Annotated in this window: 15 protein-coding genes; 6 read left to right on the top strand and 9 right to left on the bottom strand. The window is 62.6% G+C overall.

Annotated elements, in window-relative coordinates; all coding sequences use genetic code 11:
• Position 1: 1 nt before the first annotated feature.
• Positions 2 to 1,561, top strand: a complete 1,560-nt coding sequence (gene ubiB / locus ACXYL9_RS03570) for a 2-polyprenylphenol 6-hydroxylase (protein WP_459038214.1) — start codon at positions 2 to 4, stop codon at positions 1,559 to 1,561.
• Here ubiB and ACXYL9_RS03575 read toward each other — a convergent pair.
• Positions 1,558 to 1,953 (bottom strand): DUF4345 family protein, encoded by a 396-nt coding sequence (locus tag ACXYL9_RS03575; RefSeq protein WP_459038215.1) that lies wholly within the window; start codon positions 1,951 to 1,953, stop codon positions 1,558 to 1,560. The two genes, ubiB and ACXYL9_RS03575, sit on opposite strands and share 4 nt — an antisense overlap.
• A gap of 150 nt (positions 1,954 to 2,103) precedes the next feature.
• Here ACXYL9_RS03575 and ACXYL9_RS03580 point away from each other — a divergent pair, with 150 nt between their 5' ends.
• Together ACXYL9_RS03580 and dut are read left to right on the top strand one after the other, a co-directional pair.
• The gene (locus ACXYL9_RS03580) at positions 2,104 to 3,816 is read left to right on the top strand and encodes a bifunctional phosphopantothenoylcysteine decarboxylase/phosphopantothenate synthase (protein ID WP_459038216.1); all 1,713 of its coding nucleotides are present in this window, start codon (positions 2,104 to 2,106) and stop codon (positions 3,814 to 3,816) included.
• On the top strand, positions 3,813 to 4,268 hold the full coding sequence (gene dut, locus ACXYL9_RS03585; RefSeq protein ID WP_459038217.1) for a dUTP diphosphatase: 456 nt from the start codon (positions 3,813 to 3,815) through the stop codon (positions 4,266 to 4,268). Before ACXYL9_RS03580 ends, dut begins: the two co-directional genes overlap by 4 nt.
• Before the next feature lie 3 nt (positions 4,269 to 4,271).
• On the opposite strand, the gene ACXYL9_RS03590 is transcribed toward dut, so the two are convergent.
• The 5 genes from ACXYL9_RS03590 to secB form a co-directional block, all read right to left on the bottom strand.
• Positions 4,272 to 4,508, bottom strand: a complete 237-nt coding sequence (locus ACXYL9_RS03590; RefSeq protein WP_459038218.1) for a hypothetical protein — start codon at positions 4,506 to 4,508, stop codon at positions 4,272 to 4,274.
• A 219-nt stretch (positions 4,509 to 4,727) separates the two neighbouring features.
• Positions 4,728 to 5,435: a DUF4136 domain-containing protein gene (locus tag ACXYL9_RS03595; protein ID WP_459038219.1), complete on the bottom strand. Its 708-nt coding sequence runs from the start codon at positions 5,433 to 5,435 to the stop codon at positions 4,728 to 4,730.
• 140 nt (positions 5,436 to 5,575) lie between these two features.
• On the bottom strand, positions 5,576 to 6,598 hold the full coding sequence (gene trpS, locus ACXYL9_RS03600; protein WP_459039850.1) for a tryptophan--tRNA ligase: 1,023 nt from the start codon (positions 6,596 to 6,598) through the stop codon (positions 5,576 to 5,578).
• A gap of 18 nt (positions 6,599 to 6,616) precedes the next feature.
• Positions 6,617 to 8,197, bottom strand: a complete 1,581-nt coding sequence (gene murJ, locus ACXYL9_RS03605; protein WP_459038220.1) for a murein biosynthesis integral membrane protein MurJ — start codon at positions 8,195 to 8,197, stop codon at positions 6,617 to 6,619.
• A gap of 29 nt (positions 8,198 to 8,226) precedes the next feature.
• On the bottom strand, positions 8,227 to 8,763 hold the full coding sequence (gene secB, locus ACXYL9_RS03610) for a protein-export chaperone SecB (protein WP_459038221.1): 537 nt from the start codon (positions 8,761 to 8,763) through the stop codon (positions 8,227 to 8,229).
• Positions 8,764 to 9,027: 264 nt separating this feature from the next.
• Between secB and ACXYL9_RS03615 the strand changes: the two genes are divergently transcribed.
• The 3 genes from ACXYL9_RS03615 to ACXYL9_RS03625 are packed head-to-tail and all read left to right on the top strand — an operon-like array spanning position 9,028 to position 11,480.
• Positions 9,028 to 9,684: a Tim44/TimA family putative adaptor protein gene (locus ACXYL9_RS03615; protein ID WP_459038222.1), complete on the top strand. Its 657-nt coding sequence runs from the start codon at positions 9,028 to 9,030 to the stop codon at positions 9,682 to 9,684.
• A gap of 27 nt (positions 9,685 to 9,711) precedes the next feature.
• The gene (mltA, locus tag ACXYL9_RS03620; RefSeq protein WP_459038223.1) at positions 9,712 to 10,908 is read left to right on the top strand and encodes a murein transglycosylase A; all 1,197 of its coding nucleotides are present in this window, start codon (positions 9,712 to 9,714) and stop codon (positions 10,906 to 10,908) included.
• 14 nt (positions 10,909 to 10,922) lie between these two features.
• Positions 10,923 to 11,480, top strand: a complete 558-nt coding sequence (locus ACXYL9_RS03625) for a Smr/MutS family protein (protein ID WP_459038224.1) — start codon at positions 10,923 to 10,925, stop codon at positions 11,478 to 11,480.
• Positions 11,481 to 11,557: 77 nt separating this feature from the next.
• On the opposite strand, the gene katG is transcribed toward ACXYL9_RS03625, so the two are convergent.
• From katG to ahpF, 3 genes are all read right to left on the bottom strand, one after another.
• Positions 11,558 to 13,768, bottom strand: coding sequence for a catalase/peroxidase HPI (gene katG / locus ACXYL9_RS03630; RefSeq protein ID WP_459039851.1), 2,211 nt, complete (start codon positions 13,766 to 13,768; stop codon positions 11,558 to 11,560).
• A gap of 104 nt (positions 13,769 to 13,872) precedes the next feature.
• Positions 13,873 to 14,505 (bottom strand): SGNH/GDSL hydrolase family protein, encoded by a 633-nt coding sequence (locus ACXYL9_RS03635; protein ID WP_459038225.1) that lies wholly within the window; start codon positions 14,503 to 14,505, stop codon positions 13,873 to 13,875.
• 51 nt (positions 14,506 to 14,556) lie between these two features.
• The gene (ahpF, locus tag ACXYL9_RS03640; RefSeq protein WP_459038226.1) at positions 14,557 to 16,146 is read right to left on the bottom strand and encodes an alkyl hydroperoxide reductase subunit F; all 1,590 of its coding nucleotides are present in this window, start codon (positions 16,144 to 16,146) and stop codon (positions 14,557 to 14,559) included.
• Positions 16,147 to 16,254 lie beyond the last annotated feature (108 nt).

Here is a 16,254-nt window from a genome sequence, read left to right on the forward strand (position 1 = left end):
GGTGACCCGGCCGATCACCCACATCTGGCGGCTTCTCAAGTGGGGGCGGACCGCCGCGCGGCACGGAGCCTTGCGCGGGATCGAGCGTGACCCAAATACGCCGACTCCGGTCAAGCGGCTGGCACGGATCGCCCGGCTGGGTGCGCGGGTCCCGGCAGTACCCGACTATGCCGGTGCGTTCCAGGACATCGGTCCGGCGGCAATCAAGCTGGGGCAGTCGCTGGCGACTCGCCCCGACCTTGTCGGCCAAGAGGCAGCTGACAATCTGCTCAGCCTTCAGGACAGCCTGCCTCCGGTTCCTTTCGCCGAGATCGAGGCGTCGGTGGCGGCGACATTCGACCAGCCGCTCGAAACCCTGTTCACAGAGATCGATCCCGAGCCGATCGGCGCGGCATCCATCGCCCAGGTCCACAAGGCAGTTACCAGCGAGGGGCGCAAGGTCGCGCTCAAGGTGCTGCGACCAGGTATTCGTGAGCAATTCGCGCGCGACATCCAGACCTATGAATGGGCCGCTGCCCATGTCGAAGCGATGGGCGGGGAAGCTGCACGGCTGCGCCCGCGCCTGACGATTGCCAATTTCAAGCGCTGGACGAATTCCGAGCTCGACCTGCGGCGCGAGGCGGCTTCCGCCAGCGAACTGGCCGATTGCATGCGAGGTTTTCCGGGATACCGGGTACCCGCGATCGACTGGGATCGCACCAATGGCCGGGTGATGACCATCGAGTGGGTCGACGGCATCAAGATTTCGCGGCGCGACGAGCTGATTGCCGCTGGGCACGACCTGCCCGAATTGGCCGAGCGGCTCGTGCTGGCCTTCCTCAACCAGGCTATCAGCGGCGGGTTCTTTCACGCCGACATGCATCAGGGGAACCTGTTCGTCGAAGCTGATGGCACAATCGCGGCCATCGATTTCGGGATCATGGGCCGGATCGACCGCCGCGCGCGGCAATGGTTGGCTGAAATCCTTTATGGCCTGACCACCGGCAATTACCAGCGCGTCGCCGAGATCCACTTCGAGGCGCAATATGTGCCGAGCTATCACTCGGTCGGCGAATTCGCCACGGCCCTCCGCGCGGTCGGTGAACCGATGCGGGGCAAGCCGGTGAGCGAGCTGTCGGTCGGCCAGATGCTGGACGGGCTTTTCGCCATTACCCGCGATTTCGATATGCAGACCCAGCCGCACCTGCTGCTGCTGCAAAAGACCATGGTCATGGTCGAAGGGATCGCCACCCAGCTCAATCCGAAGATCAATATGTGGGATGTTTCCGCGCCCTATGTACGCAGCTGGATTCGTGACGAGCTTGGGCCGGAGGCAGCGCTGGCCGATGCGCTCAAGGAAAACGTCTCGACGCTACTCCGCCTGCCCGATCTCGTCCGCCGGGTCGAGGAACGCTATCCACCAAAGGGTGGAGCACCCGAGCCGCCACCGCTCCCTGAAGTCGAACTGATGTGGGAACGTCGCACCCAGCGCGAGGGGCGCGACTGGCTGGGTTATGGCTTAAGTGCTGCAATCGGTGCTGGCTCGGTCGCCGCTGCCCTCGCGCTCGGCTTGGTCGGCTAGCCGTCTTCGCGCAAGTCGTGATGCGGCAGCATTCGCCATCCTACCAGGCATAGCAGGACGGTCAGTGCCTCGACCGCCATCGGGAAGGCCGCGCCTTCATAGCTGCCATCCGCGAAGAGCGAGACGAGCCGACCGAGCAGGGCAATGCCGAACAGGGCGGCGCTGGCAACCAGAGGATCGCCGTTACGCTTCCATGCTCCCCAGATCATGCAGCCGCCGCCGACCCAGAAAAACGCGGTCAGATCAGCCCGGATCGAAGAGAGCCCGCGCGTCCCGACCGGCTGGAGGCCGAAATCGGTGCTGGCAGTGGCCGGGTCGAGCAGGAAGCCCGCACCCATGAACACAAAGAACAATCCGCCGACAAACAGCAGAGCGGTGACAACAAGACGCATGATGCTGATCCTCCCCCTTGGATGAAGTCAGACTATCGGCGGTCATCGCGCTCCGCTAGGCAAATCGTAACCATTGGACGCAAAGACTTTCGCGGATTTGCTCACGGCGCTAGGCTGGGCACAATTGCGAGACTTTCGGGAAGGGGCGTGATGACAGGCGGCGAAGGGCCGAAAATCCTGCTGGTGATCGGCGGCGGTATCGCGGCCTACAAATCGTGCGAGCTGGTGCGGCTGATCCGCAAGCAGGGCGGCACGGTTACCTGTGTGCTGACCGAAGGCGGGTCCAAGTTCGTCACCCCGATGGCGCTGGCCGCGCTATCGGAAAATCCCGTTCACACCACATTGTGGGACCTTCGCAACGAGGTCGAGATGGGGCATATCCAGCTCAGCCGCGAGGCGGACCTGCTGGTGGTCTGTCCGGCGACCGCCAATATGCTTGCCAAGATGGCTGCCGGCATTGCCGACGATCTAGCCACCACGCTTCTGCTGGCGACCGACAAGCCGGTGATGGTGGCCCCGGCCATGAATGTGAAGATGTGGCAACACGACGCTACTCAGATGAATGTCACCCGCCTGCGCGAAGCCGGTGTCGCGGTGCTCGACCCGGACGAAGGGCCGATGGCTTGCGGAGAGTTTGGTCCCGGCCGTTTGCGCGAGCCGGAGGATATCTGGAATGCGATTGCGGATATGCTCGGGGTGCAGCAGGTTGCCCCGCGAACCGATGCCGACCTGACGCCAGCCCCCACGCGCGCCGCGCCCGCAGTTGAAGCGCTCGAACCCGAGCCCGAAGTACAGAGCAAGGGGATGCTGGGCGGACTGCTGTCTTCTCTCATCCCGCGTTCCATGCCCAAGCGATCGATCGAGGAGATCGAGGCGCAGTGGGACGTTCCCGAAGAAGTCGAAGGCGAAGAATTGCCGGCAGACGACGCGGAGTGGGGTGATGAGCTGGCCGGGGACGACTCAACCGGACCCGACACCGAACCTGCCGAGATGCCGGTGGATGCTGGCCCCCTGCTTGCGAGCAAGGGGAAAGCTGCATCCGCGCCGCCGACCGATGCCGACGCGATCAATCACGAAGTGGTGACAGGTGCCGGCAAGCAGCGCCCCCAACCGATCGATGCGGGCGGACCGCTGGTCGAGGAGGAGCCCTTCGAGAACAGCCCGCTCGACGGACAGCCAGAATTCGATCCTGACCCCGAACACCGACCACTCTACGGTCGCCACGTGCTGGTCACAGCCGGGCCGACTCATGAACCGATCGATCCGGTGCGCTACATCGCCAATCGGTCGAGCGGGAAGCAGGGCTTTGCCATCGCTGCCGCTGCGGCTGCGGCGGGGGCGCGGGTAACCTTGGTGGCAGGGCCGGTGCATTTGAAGACGCCGCCCGGTGTCGACCGCATTGATGTCGAGAGCGCGCGCGAAATGGCCGAAGCCGTGCGCGGCGCGCTGCCGGCGGATGCGGCGGTGATGGTAGCTGCGGTCGCAGACTGGCGCACCCGCGATTTTGCCGGGCAGAAGATGAAGAAGCGCGGCTCGGCCCCGCCAGCGCTGATCCTCGAGGAAAACCCCGATATCCTCACCAATCTGTCTGTCGGCGACCAGCGTCCGCAATTGGTGGTCGGCTTCGCCGCGGAGACCGACAATCTGCTCGACAACGCCCGTTCGAAACGCAAGCGCAAGGGTGCCGACTGGATCGTGGCCAACGATGTGTCCGGCGACGTGATGGGCGGCAGCGACAACGCGGTGCATATTGTCACTTCGCAGGGCGTGGAAGACTTGCCGCAGATGCACAAGGACGATGTAGCCCGGGCGCTGGTGGAGCGCATGGCCGAGGCGCTCGCGCAGTCAGGTGAGGAAGAATGACGAATATCCCCGTCAGGGTAAAACGGCTCGCTCATGGCGAGGGGTTGCCGCTGCCCGCCTATGCCACCGACGGCGCTGCGGGCATGGATATCGTGTCGGCAGAGGATGTGACGCTGGCACCCGGTGCCCGCCACGCTGTGGCGACCGGCATCGGTGTCGCGATTCCCGAGGGGTATGAAATTCAGGTTCGTCCCCGCTCGGGCCTGGCGATCAAGCATGGCATCAGTGTCCCCAACACGCCCGGCACGGTTGACAGCGACTATCGCGGCGAGGTGAAAGTGATCCTCATCAACCACGGCGAAGATGCATTTGCCATCAGCCGGGGCGACAGAATTGCGCAGCTGGTGCTGGCACCCGTGACGCGGGCGACATGGGTTGAGGTGGAAGCACTCGACGACACTGACCGGGGTGCGGGTGGGTTCGGCTCGACCGGGGGGCACGCCGGGCTTTAGGCATCAGGCGAATAACCCCACGGCCAGTTCGGCCCAGATCACCAGGAAAATCGCTACCGCCCCCGCCATCAGCCAAGCGCGCATCGCTGCATTGCGACCGATTCGTGCTGCCCCTTCGAGCAGCAAGCCAAGCCCCGCGAACATGAAAGCAAAGACCAGGAAGTCGCCAAGTTTCCAGACCACTTCGCTGGTGAATTGCATCGCCACCAGCGGCGTCGCCAGCAGAAGCATCGCGAACACCACGTAGGTCCAGCGCCAACGTGCCGCATTCCGCAAAGGAAGAGGGGATAGACGGGCACTGGCCATAATCGTTCTCGCTATAACGTCGAACGAGACCGCCCGACTGGAGAGGTGTTGCCCGCAATTCTATCACTGCAGGTCCGAAACGCAAAAAAGCGGGCCCCGATGGGACCCGCTTCATTGGTTTTGCAGGCTCGAGGACACGCCTCTGCCGGAAAATCAGTCAACCCGGCGAACCTTGGTTTCTTCAGGCTTGATCGAGATGCGCAGGGTTTCGCCCGAGTGACCGGGGAAATCCGTGAACATGGCTTCGACCAAGTTGGGGACCAGATATTGCAGGCGGTTGCTGGTCGACAGGGCCTGCGCCTTGCCTTCGAACAGCCGTTTGCCGGTGGCGGTATCATCGATCTTCATGTCGATGCCGCTGGTATAGACGGTGTAACTGCGCACTTCCGGCCCGCCGAACCACGGATCGTTGAAGCCATAGCCCCAGGCTCCGGCATAGCGCGAACGGTGGAAGCGGCTGGGGTAATAACGATGGCGATAAAATCGGCTACGCGGGTGATAGCCAATCCATGGATCGTAGAACGGATCGGCGAAACCGACCGTGCGTACGCGTTCGCGGCCCCGGTCGACGCCGTAATCGAACCGCACCAGCAGGCTGGCGTTTTCGGGCGTACCCTCGGTATATCCCAGTTCCGCCATCCGCGCTTCCACGAGGTCGGCATATTGCGAAAACTCTAGGCTGCCAGCGAGCGCTGGATCATCGGCTACTACGGCGAAGGTCTGGCCTTGCGGCGCGGGAAGCTGCGTCGAGAAGCGGGTAACATCGGAATTGAACGCAGTTGCGCACCCGGCGAGGCCGAACAGCAAAAGCGGTGCAGCTGTAGCCTTGGCGACGCGCGAGAGGGATAAGGATTTGAACATTGTGCGGCCCCAGAATGAAGGAAACAAGAGACAGCGCAGCACGCCCACCAACGGGCCACAGTCGTCATTGATACCAGCTATCTAGGCCAATATCCATGAACCGCGTTTGAACATCCCATTTTACAATGGTTTAAGCAAACCTAGCCGGGATGGCCCAGTAGCCCGAGCGCTTCGTATGCGGCATGGAGCGTGGGCAAACCGCGCTCACGGGCCTTGGCCGCGCCCCTGGCCAGCACCGCGTCGATGAACTCGCCATCCCGCAGCAACGCATTGAACCGTTCGGAAATGGGGCTCAGCGTTTCGACCAGCGCCTCGCCAAGCGCCGGTTTGAAAGTGCCAAAGCCCTTGCCGCCGAATTCGCCCAGCACGTCATCGGCTTTCCGGTCGGTTAGCGCGGAGAATATGGTGACGAGGTTGAGTGCCTCGGTCCGTCCTTCCAGCCCGTTGATCTCGCTCGGCAATGGCTCGGGATCGGTCTTGGCCTTCTTGACCTTCTTCATGATGGTATCGGCGTCGTCGGTGAGGTTGATACGGCTCATGTCGGACGGGTCGGACTTGCTCATTTTGGCGGATCCGTCGCGCAGCGACATGATCCGCGCCGCCTGTGGCGGAATGAAGGGCTCGGGCAGGGTGAAGACGGGCCTGTCGTCATCCGCAAAGTCATTGTTGAACTTCTGCGCGATATCGCGGGCCAGTTCGAGATGTTGTTTCTGATCATCGCCGACAGGTACGTGTGTGGCTTGATAGAGCAGCACGTCGGCAGCCTGCAGCACCGGATAGGCATAGAGCGCGACCGACTGGCCTTCGCGGTTCTTGCCGGCTTTGTCCTTCCACTGGGTCATCCGGCCGAGCCAGCCCATCCGCGCGGTGCCCATCAGCAGCCATTGCAGCTCGGCATGGGCCGGGACCTGGGCCTGGTTGAACAGGACGCTGCGATCGGGGTCGATCCCGCAGGCGACAAGCGCAGCGGCCATTTCCAGCGTGTTGCGCCGCAACTCGACAGGGTCGTGGGACATCGAGATGGCGTGCAGGTCGGCGAGGAAGAACAGGCATTCGCTGCCTGCTTCCATTTCGTTCTGCATGCGGACCCAGTTGCGGATCGCGCCGAGATAGTTTCCAAGATGCAGGTTGCCGGTCGGTTGGATGCCGGAAACCACCCTCATCGTATCAGCGGACATGGATCAGACAGCTCGTTTCTTGGTGAAGGAAGCGATGCGCTGCCGGTCAACCGCGCCGATGGCCCAGGCGATCCCGAAATAGACGATCCCGGCGCAGGCGACGAGGACCAGCAGTGCGAACAGCCTTTCGAACAGGCCGGCGGAGTAAAAGGCGGATAGCAAATCGCGCGCATAGAACAAGGCTGCGCCCATCGCGGCGGCGGCGAGCAATTGCCGTGATATCCGGCCAAGCAGCGCCAGCGGCAGCCTGTAATGGCCGCGCATGCGCATGACGGCATAAAGGTAGCCGACATTGATCCAGGCGCCGATCACGCTGGCATAGGCAACGCCGATTACGCCGAACCGATGGACGAAGGCGATGTTGAAGGCGACAAACACCGTCAACGATATGAAGGCGGCATAGACCGGCGTGCGGGTGTCCGCGCGGGCGTAAAAATTGGGCACCAGCACCTTGACCAGCACATAGGCGGGCAGGCCCAATACCAGCGCGGCGAGGACATTGCCGGTCACCGCCGCATCGGAAATGTCAAAACGACCGCCCTGGAAAATCATGGTCACGAATGGCGTGGCGCAGATTGCCAACGCGACTGCCGCCGGAATGGTCAGCAGCATCGAAAGCTCGATCGCATCGGACTGGATCCGGTCTGCGCCTTCGCGGTTCTTGCTGCCTACGAATTTGGACAGCGTCGGCAGGATCGCCGTCGACAGGGCGATGCCGATGATCCCGAGCGGAAGCTGGTTGAGTCGGTCGGCATAATTCATGTAGCTGACCGAACCGCTTTCGAGCTGGTTGAGGAAGTAAAGCTGGACCAGAGTGTTGATCTGGTAGGCACCGCCGCCAATCGCTGCTGGCAGGGCAATAATCGACAGCCGCTTCACCTGCGGCGTGATACGCGGCCACAGCACCTTGGGGCGAAAACCCTCGACCCGGACCCAGATATAGAGCCACGCAAGTTGCATCACGCCTGCTCCGGTGACGGTCCAGGCGATGGCATATGCGACCTGTTCGACACTGGCCCCACTGTCCATCCAGCGTTCGCCGAGCAGCAGCGCGGCGATCAGGATGACGTTGAGGATGATGGGGAAGCTTGCCCCCGGCGCGAAGCGCGAGACCGAGTTGAGCATGCCGGTGAACAGCGTCACCAGGCTGACCAGCAGGATGTAGGGGAACATGATGCGGGCAAAATCAACCGCCATGTCGAAGCCTTGCGGATCGACCGGCTTTTCGGCCAGCACCCAGATCACTATTGGCATCGCCAATTCCAGCAAAGCCACCAGCGCAATCAGCACCGGCAGGAATACGCTTAGAACATCGTTGCTGAAACTACGCGCCTCTTCCAGGCCATCGCCGCCTTCGTCGGCGCCGTGCAGGCGTTTGGAGAACATCGGCACAAAAGCGGCGGAGAACGCCCCTTCGGCAAAAAGCCGGCGGAAGACATTGGGAATGATAAAGGCCTGGAACCAGGCATCGGTCACCGCATTGGCGCCGAGGACGCGCGAGAAGATCATCTCGCGCGCCATGCCGGCGATGCGGCTAACCATGGTCAGCCCGCCGATGGTCCCGACATTCTTGAGCAGGCTCACGGCACCGCGCCCACTATCGGGCCCGTGACCTAGGCGTTGCCAGCCGGCGTTTCGCCGCCCTGCGCCGCAGCTTCCTCAGCTGCTTTCTGTTGCAGGCGCTGCATATAGAGGCCGTTGAAGTCGATCGGATCGAGCATCAAGGGCTGGAAGCCCAGATCGCGGGTCGCATCGGCGATGACGCGGCGAGCGAAGGGGAACAGGATGCGCGGGGCCTCGGCGTAGAGGAACATGTGCGCCTGTTCTTCAGCCATGTTGCGGATGCCGACAAGCCCGGCGTAGACCAGCTCGATCAGGTAGAATGCGCCCTGTTCGGTCTTGGCCTCGACATTGACCTTGAGCTCGACCTCGGAGACCTCTTCATTCACCGGGGTTGCACCGATATTGAACTGCAGATCAATCTGCGGCTGTTCGTTCCACTGGTAGACACCCGGAGCATTCGGGTTCTCGACCGACAAGTCCTTGATATACTGCGTGATGAACCCCGCAGTGGGCTGCGTATCGGCACCGTTGCCGCCGGCGGCAGGGTCCATGTTGAGATCGGTGAGAACGTCGCCTTCGTCGGCCATGGTGTTACGTCTTTCGTCTAGCTTGAGAAAATCCCGGCCGGAGGGTTTGTGTCCGGCAACTTGCCCGCGCGCCTAGCATCGCTGGCGAATGCTCGCAACGTCGCTGATGCGGCCAGGGCATCCGACGCATGCAAGAGACGACCGGGCGTTGTGAATTTGTAATGGGCCCCTATGTAGGACTAGTGCGTTAGGCACAGGACTTACGCGGCAAAACATGATACCGTGACGCCAGTCAGCCGGCGCCGGACAAAGGTAAAAACACACGTGATTTACGAGATCGTCATCCTCGCCATGATCGCAGCCTTCTTGGGCATGCGCCTGTATTCGGTGCTTGGCCAAAGGGCGGAGCACGAGGAAGAAATCGTTCCCAATCGCTACGACTCGAACGATGCCGCAGCCTCGCAGGCTAACAATAATGCCAAGCCTGCGGCGCAGGTGATCGACCTGCCGCGCCACCCAAACCTTCACCCCTCGGTGGAGGAAGGCGTGCGTGCCATCGCTGCTGCCGACCGCAGCTTCGATCTCCTCGGTTTCCTCGAAGGTGCCAAGGGGGCCTACGCAATGATTCTCGAAGCGTTCTGGAACGGCGACAAGGACACGCTGCGCGAATTGTGCGAACTCGATGTCTACCAGAGCTTTGCCGGTGCAATCGACGCGCGCGAAGAAGCGGGCCATACCCTCGAGAATGCGCTGGTTCGGATCGAGGATGCGACCGTGCGCGGGGCTGAACTTGACGGACGCACGGCCCGGGTGTCGGTGCTTTTCGTGTCCGACATCGCCGCGGTAACGCGCGATGCAGATGAAAATGTCATCGCCGGTTCCCTCGACGATGCGATCGAGAGCCGCGACATCTGGACCTTTGCACGCAATATCGACGCCGCCGGCCCGAACTGGACTCTCGCCGAGACCGACGAAGGCTAACAGGTGGGAATGTAACAGGGGATTTGGATGCGTCGTTGGTTCGCAGCATTTGCCACGCTGGCACTGGGTGCCTGCACGATCATTCCCAACAACAAGCCGCCGAGCCCGCTCGAACCGGTGCCCGAGGCCGCCGTGCCCAACGCCACCTATCTCGACGTTTCGAAGGGCGCACGTGTCGGTTCTCTGGCCATTAGCCCGGAAGATGCGGACCAGGCGCTCGCCGCGTTCGTGGCCAGTTGTGACTGGCTGACCCGCAAGGAAGACCGATCTGGTCTGACAGATCCGAGCGACTGGCAACCTGCCTGCATTGCCGCCCGAACCTGGCCCTACAATGGCGGACGGGCATTTTTCGAACGCTATTTCGAAACCGTACGCATTGGCGACGGGAAGGCTTTTGCGACCGGCTATTACGAACCCGAGATCGATGGCAGCCGCACTCGCCGGCCCGGCTATGACGTTCCGGTCTATCGCGTCCCCGACGATCTCGTGCGTGGTTGGCCAGACGATATCCCCGAAAGCGAAAGGACCGGGCGCGCGCCGCTTGGTCGGATCGATCAGGCTGGTCGCCACATTCCCTACTATACGCGGGCCGAGATCGAGGATGGAGCACTGAGCGGGCGCGGATTGGAGATCGCTTGGGCCAAGGACTCGATCGAGATGTTCTTCCTGCAGATCCAGGGTTCGGGCCTGCTGCGCCTGCCCGGCGGGGAGATCATGCGGATCGGCTATGCCGGGCAGAACGGCCGCGGCTATACCGGCATTGGCGGGGTCATGCGTGAACGCGGGTTGATCGGTGACGGACCGGGGCAATACCCCGGTACAATGCAGGGCATCATCCGATACCTGCGTGAATATCCGGCTGATGGACGCGCTCTCATGCGCTCGAACGAAAGCTGGATATTCTTCCGAGAACTGGCCACCGACGGTCCGCTTGGGTCGCTGGGCTTACCGGTCCGGCGTGGCAACAGCGTGGCAGTCGATCCCAATTTCGTGCCCTATGGCGCGCCGGTCTGGCTCGATCTCGACCGCGACGTGGCCGACGGATTGTGGATCGCGCAGGACACGGGCGGTGCAATCAAGGGCGCCAACAGGTTCGACACCTTCTGGGGCAATGGCGGCGACGCAGCCGAGATCGCCGGTGGCATGAGCGGGCGCGGCGAAGCGCTGCTGCTGTTGCCGGTGGGCGTGGTCGATCGCCTGAATGCGCGCCAGCCGCCGCGGTGAGCCATCCGCGGGGATTGAGCGATGATGAGGCTTCGGCTTGGGAAACCCTGGCCGCAACGGTCGACCCCATCGATCCGGCCAGGAAGGTCAACAGCAAGCCTCGCTCCGCAGCCAACTCTTCGCCAGTCGTTGCAGGGAAGCCGCTCCAACCCGGCAAGAAACCCGCGGCTCGCGCGCCCGATCCGGCGCCATCCATCCCGCGGACCGCCCGACGCATTTCCGCGCCTGGTCATCTCGATTCGTACTGGGATCGCCGTTTGAAGTCGGGCGAAATCCCGCCAGACCTTAGCCTCGATCTGCACGACCACGGACTTGATGCCGCTTATTCCCGGCTGATGGACGGAATGGAGCAGGCGCATAGTCTCGGCGCGCGGGTTGTACTGATTGTCACGGGCCGTTCGCGCCCGGTCGACCCCGCCGACCGTTCAACGAAGCGTGGCGCTATCCGCGCCAAGATTCTCGACTGGCTGGCAGCAAGCGAACACGGCGCGCAAATCGCCGCCATCCGCAAGGCGCACCGCCGCCACGGCGGAGAAGGCGCGCTCTATGTCGTGCTGAGACGACAGCGATAATTGCAGCAGCCTGGCAATGAAAATGGCCCCCGACATCGCTGCCGGGAGCCCCTGATCTTTTGTTAAGTCCTGCGGTCTTATTTGCCGGATGTGACGTCGAACCGGTCTGCGTCCATCACCTTGGTCCAAGCTCGTACGAAGGTGTCGAGGAACAGCTGTTCATTACCGTTCTCGGCAAAGACCTCGGCCTGGGCACGAAGCTGCGAATTGGAACCAAAAACGAGGTCCGTCCGCGTGGCGTGCCACTTGGTCTCTCCGGTCTTGCGACATTTCCCGATGAATTCCTCGTCGCCGCTTTCGTCGACCACTTCCCAGACAACACCCATCTCGAGGAGGTTGACGAAGAAGTCGTTGGTCAGCTGGCCCGGACGATCGGTTAGAACGCCGATGCTGTTGCCGTGCTGAGTGTGCTTGGTGACCGCACCCAGCGCCCGCATCCCGCCGACCAGCGCGGTCATTTCGGGGATCGAGAGGCCCAGCAGGTGCGCCCGGTCGACCATCATGTCCTCGGTCTTCACATTCGCCTTGGTCTTGAGATAGTTGCGGAAACCGTCTGCGAAGGGCTCGAGCGGTTCGAAGCTCTCAGCATCGGTCTGCTCGGCAGTCGCATCGCCGCGTCCGGTGGTGACATCGACGCTGACCGAATGGCCGGCATCCCCTGCCGCCTTCTCGACGGCAGCCGCACCGGCCAGCACGATTGCGTCGGCCATCGACAGATTGCCGCGCAGTTCATCGAGCTTGGACAGAACCTTGCCCAGTTCCTCGGGATCGTTGACCGCCCAGTCCTTCTGTGGGGCCAGCCGCACCCGTGCGCCATTGGCTCCTCCGCGGTGATCCGAATTGCGGTAAGTCGAGGCCGAAGCCCAGGCCGCCTTGACCATTTCGCTGACGGACAGGCCGCTGTCGAGCACCTTCGACTTGAAGGAAGCCAGGTCGCTGTCTGACGGAGTGGTCCCTGCCGGGACCGGGTCCTGCCAGATCAGGTCTTCGGCCGGGACTTCGGGACCCTGATATCGGACCTTGGGTCCCATGTCGCGGTGGGTCAGCTTGAACCATGCGCGGGCGAAGGCATCATCCAGGGCCGCCTGGTCGTCGCGGAAACGCTCGGAAATCTTGCGATATTCCGGGTCGCGCTTCAGCGCCATGTCGGCGGTGGTCATGATGGTCGGGACCTTCTTGCTCGGGTCGCGTGCATCGGGCGCCATGTCGGCCTCTTCCGGGTCGATCGGGGTCCACTGATTGGCACCGGCAGGCGACTGGGTCAGCTCGTATTCGTATTTGAACAACAGGCGGAAATAGTCGTTGCCCCACTGCGTCGGGTTGGGCGTCCACGCGCCTTCGATGCCGGACGTGGTGATGTGACCCTTGCCGATTTCGTCGGGGTCGGTCAGCCAGCCGAAGCCCATGGAATGCAGGTTCTCGCCCTCGGGCGCCTTGCCGAACGTGTCCGAAGGCTTGGCCCCGTGGCATTTGCCAAAGGCGTGTCCGCCAGCGGTGAGAGCAACGGTTTCCTCGTTATTCATGGCCATGCGGGCGAAGGTTTCCTTCATGTCGCGGGCCATACCTTCGGGATCGTGCGGATTGCCGCCGGGGCCCTCGGGATTGACATAAATGAGTCCCATCTGGATCGCCGCCAGCGGGTTTTCGAGCGCTTTGCCTTCATCGGGTAGGATGCGGGTTTCGACACCCTCGTCGACCCACTGCTCCTCGCTGCCCCAATAGACCATTTCGGGCTCGAACACGTCCTTGCGGCCGCCGCCGAATCCAAACACCGGGCCGCCCATCGATTCAATGGCGACATTGCCGGTCAGGACGAACAGGTCGGCCCAACTGATATGACGCCCATATTTCTGCTTGATCGGCCACAACAGGCGGCGTGCCTTGTCGAGATTGCCGTTGTCGGGCCAGCTGTTGAGCGGGGCGAAGCGTTGCTGGCCGCTGGATGCGCCGCCGCGACCGTCTCCAGTGCGATAGGTCCCGGCCGCGTGCCAGGCCATGCGGATGAAGAATGGACCGTAATGTCCGTAATCGGCCGGCCACCAATCCTGGCTGTCGGTCATCAGTGCCTTGATGTCGGCTTTCAGGGCTGTGTAATCGAGCGCGTTGAAGGCTTCGACGTAGTCGAAATCTTCGCCCAATGGATCGGGGCTGCGGCCGCCTTCCTTCAGGATTTCCAGTTGCAGGGCATCGGGCCACCAGTCCATGTTGGTCCGGCCGAGCAATGAACGCGTCCCGCCGTTGCCCTGAAACGGACATCCGCCGCTGATATCACCGGTCTTTGCGTCCATCATCTCTCTCCTGATTTCATTTGATTATCGAGGACTCGGGGGTTTGAGTCCGAGTACCTGGCAAAAGTGGCCTTTTGAGGGTCATTCGTCCAATCGATTAAATATCATTTATTAATCGATTTTCTGGCCACTTCACCGAGGCATGCCTGCTCTATCGTTTCGCGCAGCGCCCTTGAGCCCTCCACCGTGTAATGAACCCCATCTTCGATGAAGGGGCCGGGGGGAGGCTGGACGAAAGCGTGCCCTCGGGCCCGCGCAAGGGCTAGGAGAAACTCGTTGCCGTTGTCTGACGCTCCAATGCCGATGATCCCGACCTCGCGCCCCTCAAGAAGGTCCAGAATCTGCGGGTAATCCTCTTCGAGACCAGACTGGTCTTCGCCGGAGGTGAAATAGTTCGTGCCCAGCGCCACGAACACGCGATCGGGATCGACCGCTTGCAAGATCGAGGGCAGTACCTGCATCGGATCGTGTATGCGCGCTCCGCCGATTCCGGCTTCGAATGTGCGTCCGCACGCATTTTCGAGAAAGGTTTGCTCGATCAGGCTGTCGCCAATGATCAGCGTGTCGGCCTTGCCGAACTGGGCGGCGCGATGCGCCAAGAAATGGAACCGGCCTTCGGGGTAGGAGAAAGCGGGCTGATAGACGGATCGAGCTTCGTTATAGCCGGCGCGATAACCACCATAGCCACCCATGGCGAGGCTAAGCAGCGCCAAGATCGATAATGCGCCCCACTTCACGATGAACAGCCGTCTAGCGCGACCGCCGCTCTGTCAAGCGGGTAAGTGCCGTCAGGCTGCCTCGGCAACCAGGTCTTCCGGAGCGTTTCGAATGAGGTAGTCGAATGCCGACAGGCCGGCCTTGGAGCCAGCACCCATCGCCACCACGATCTGCTTGTACGGTACCGTCGTGCAATCGCCAGCAGCAAGGATTCCGGGCAAGTTGGTGCGTCCTTCCTCGTCGACCACGATCTCGCCATGCTTCGATAGAGCAAGCCCGTTTCCGTCCAGCCATTCGGTGTTGGGCACGAGGCCGATCTGGACGAACACGCCGGCAAGTTGCAGACGATGCTCGTCGCCGCTCACTCGATCTCTGTAGACGAGCCCACCTACGCGGCCATTGGAGCCGGTGATTTCGCTCGTCTGTGCATTCACCAGGATATCGACATTGGACAGGCTACGCAGCTTGACCTGCAGGACCTCGTCGGCGCGCAGCTTCGCGTCGAATTCAATCAGCGTGACGTGCTCGACGATGCCGGCAAGGTCGATTGCAGCTTCGACCCCTGAATTGCCGCCGCCGACCACGGCCACGCGCTTGCCCTTGAACAAGGGTCCGTCGCAATGCGGGCAGTATGCCACGCCCTTGTTGCGATATTCGGCCTCGCCAGGGACGCCAAGCTCGCGCCAACGTGCGCCGGTGGCAAGTATCAGACTGCGCGCTTGCAGGCTGGCACCGTTGGTCAGTTCGAGCCGGTGCAGGCCGCCGCTCCGCTCGGCCGGCACAAGGCGGCTGGCGGCGGCAAGGTTCATCATGTCGATGGCGTTGTCGGCCACCTGCTTGCCCAGCTCGTTGGCCAGCTTGGGTCCCTCGGTATAAGCGGTGCCGGGCAGGTTCTCGATCCCGAGTGTATCTTGCAACTGACCACCGAACCGCTCTGCCGCGATGCCGGTGCGAAAACCTTTGCGCGCGGTATAGATGCCCGCCGCAACGCCCGCCGGACCGCCGCCGACGATCAGCACCTCGAATGGTTCTTTTGCGTCGAGCTTTGCTGCGGCCTTGTCGCCAGCGCCGTCGTCGACCCTGCCAAGCACTTCCTCAAGGCTCATCTTGCCGTTGAAGAACGGCTCGCCTCCCAGGAAGGTGGCGGGGACCGCCAACACGTCGCGGCGCTCTACCTCGTCCTGGAAGGTGCCGCCTTCGATCAGGGTCGCGGAGATCTGCGGATTTTCAAGCGCCATCAGCGTCAGTGCCTGCACTACATCGGGGCAGTTGTGGCAGCTGAGCGAGAAGAACATTTCAAAATCAAGCGGTCCTTCGAGCGCGCGGACCTGGTCGAGCAGGTCCTGTTCGACCTTCGGCGGATGGCCACCGGCCCACAGCAGTGCCAGCACCAACGAGGTGAACTCGTGCCCCATCGGCAGGCCGGCAAAGCGGACCGAGCGCGCGGGGTCCCTGGCGCGCTGGATGGCGAAGCTCGGTACACGCTCATCGGCACCATCGAACTGCGCGGTCACCAGCTCGTGCAGTTCGGCGATCTCTTCGATCAGCGTGCGCGTCTGTCGCGATTTCTCGTCCTCGCCCAGTGTCGCGACCAACTCCACGCCCTCGCGCAGGTTGCCGAGATAGGTCTGGAGCTGCTGCTTCATGGATGCGTCGAGCATGGGGGATCTCCGGTGGAGGTGGTGAGGAGAATGAAGAAGGCCCGGGAACGCAGGAGGGAGGGGGAAGGTGCGCCCCGGGCCTTCGGGCCACCCGCACGAATGCGAGCG

Source organism: Qipengyuania sp. CAU 1752 (genome assembly GCF_054482615.1).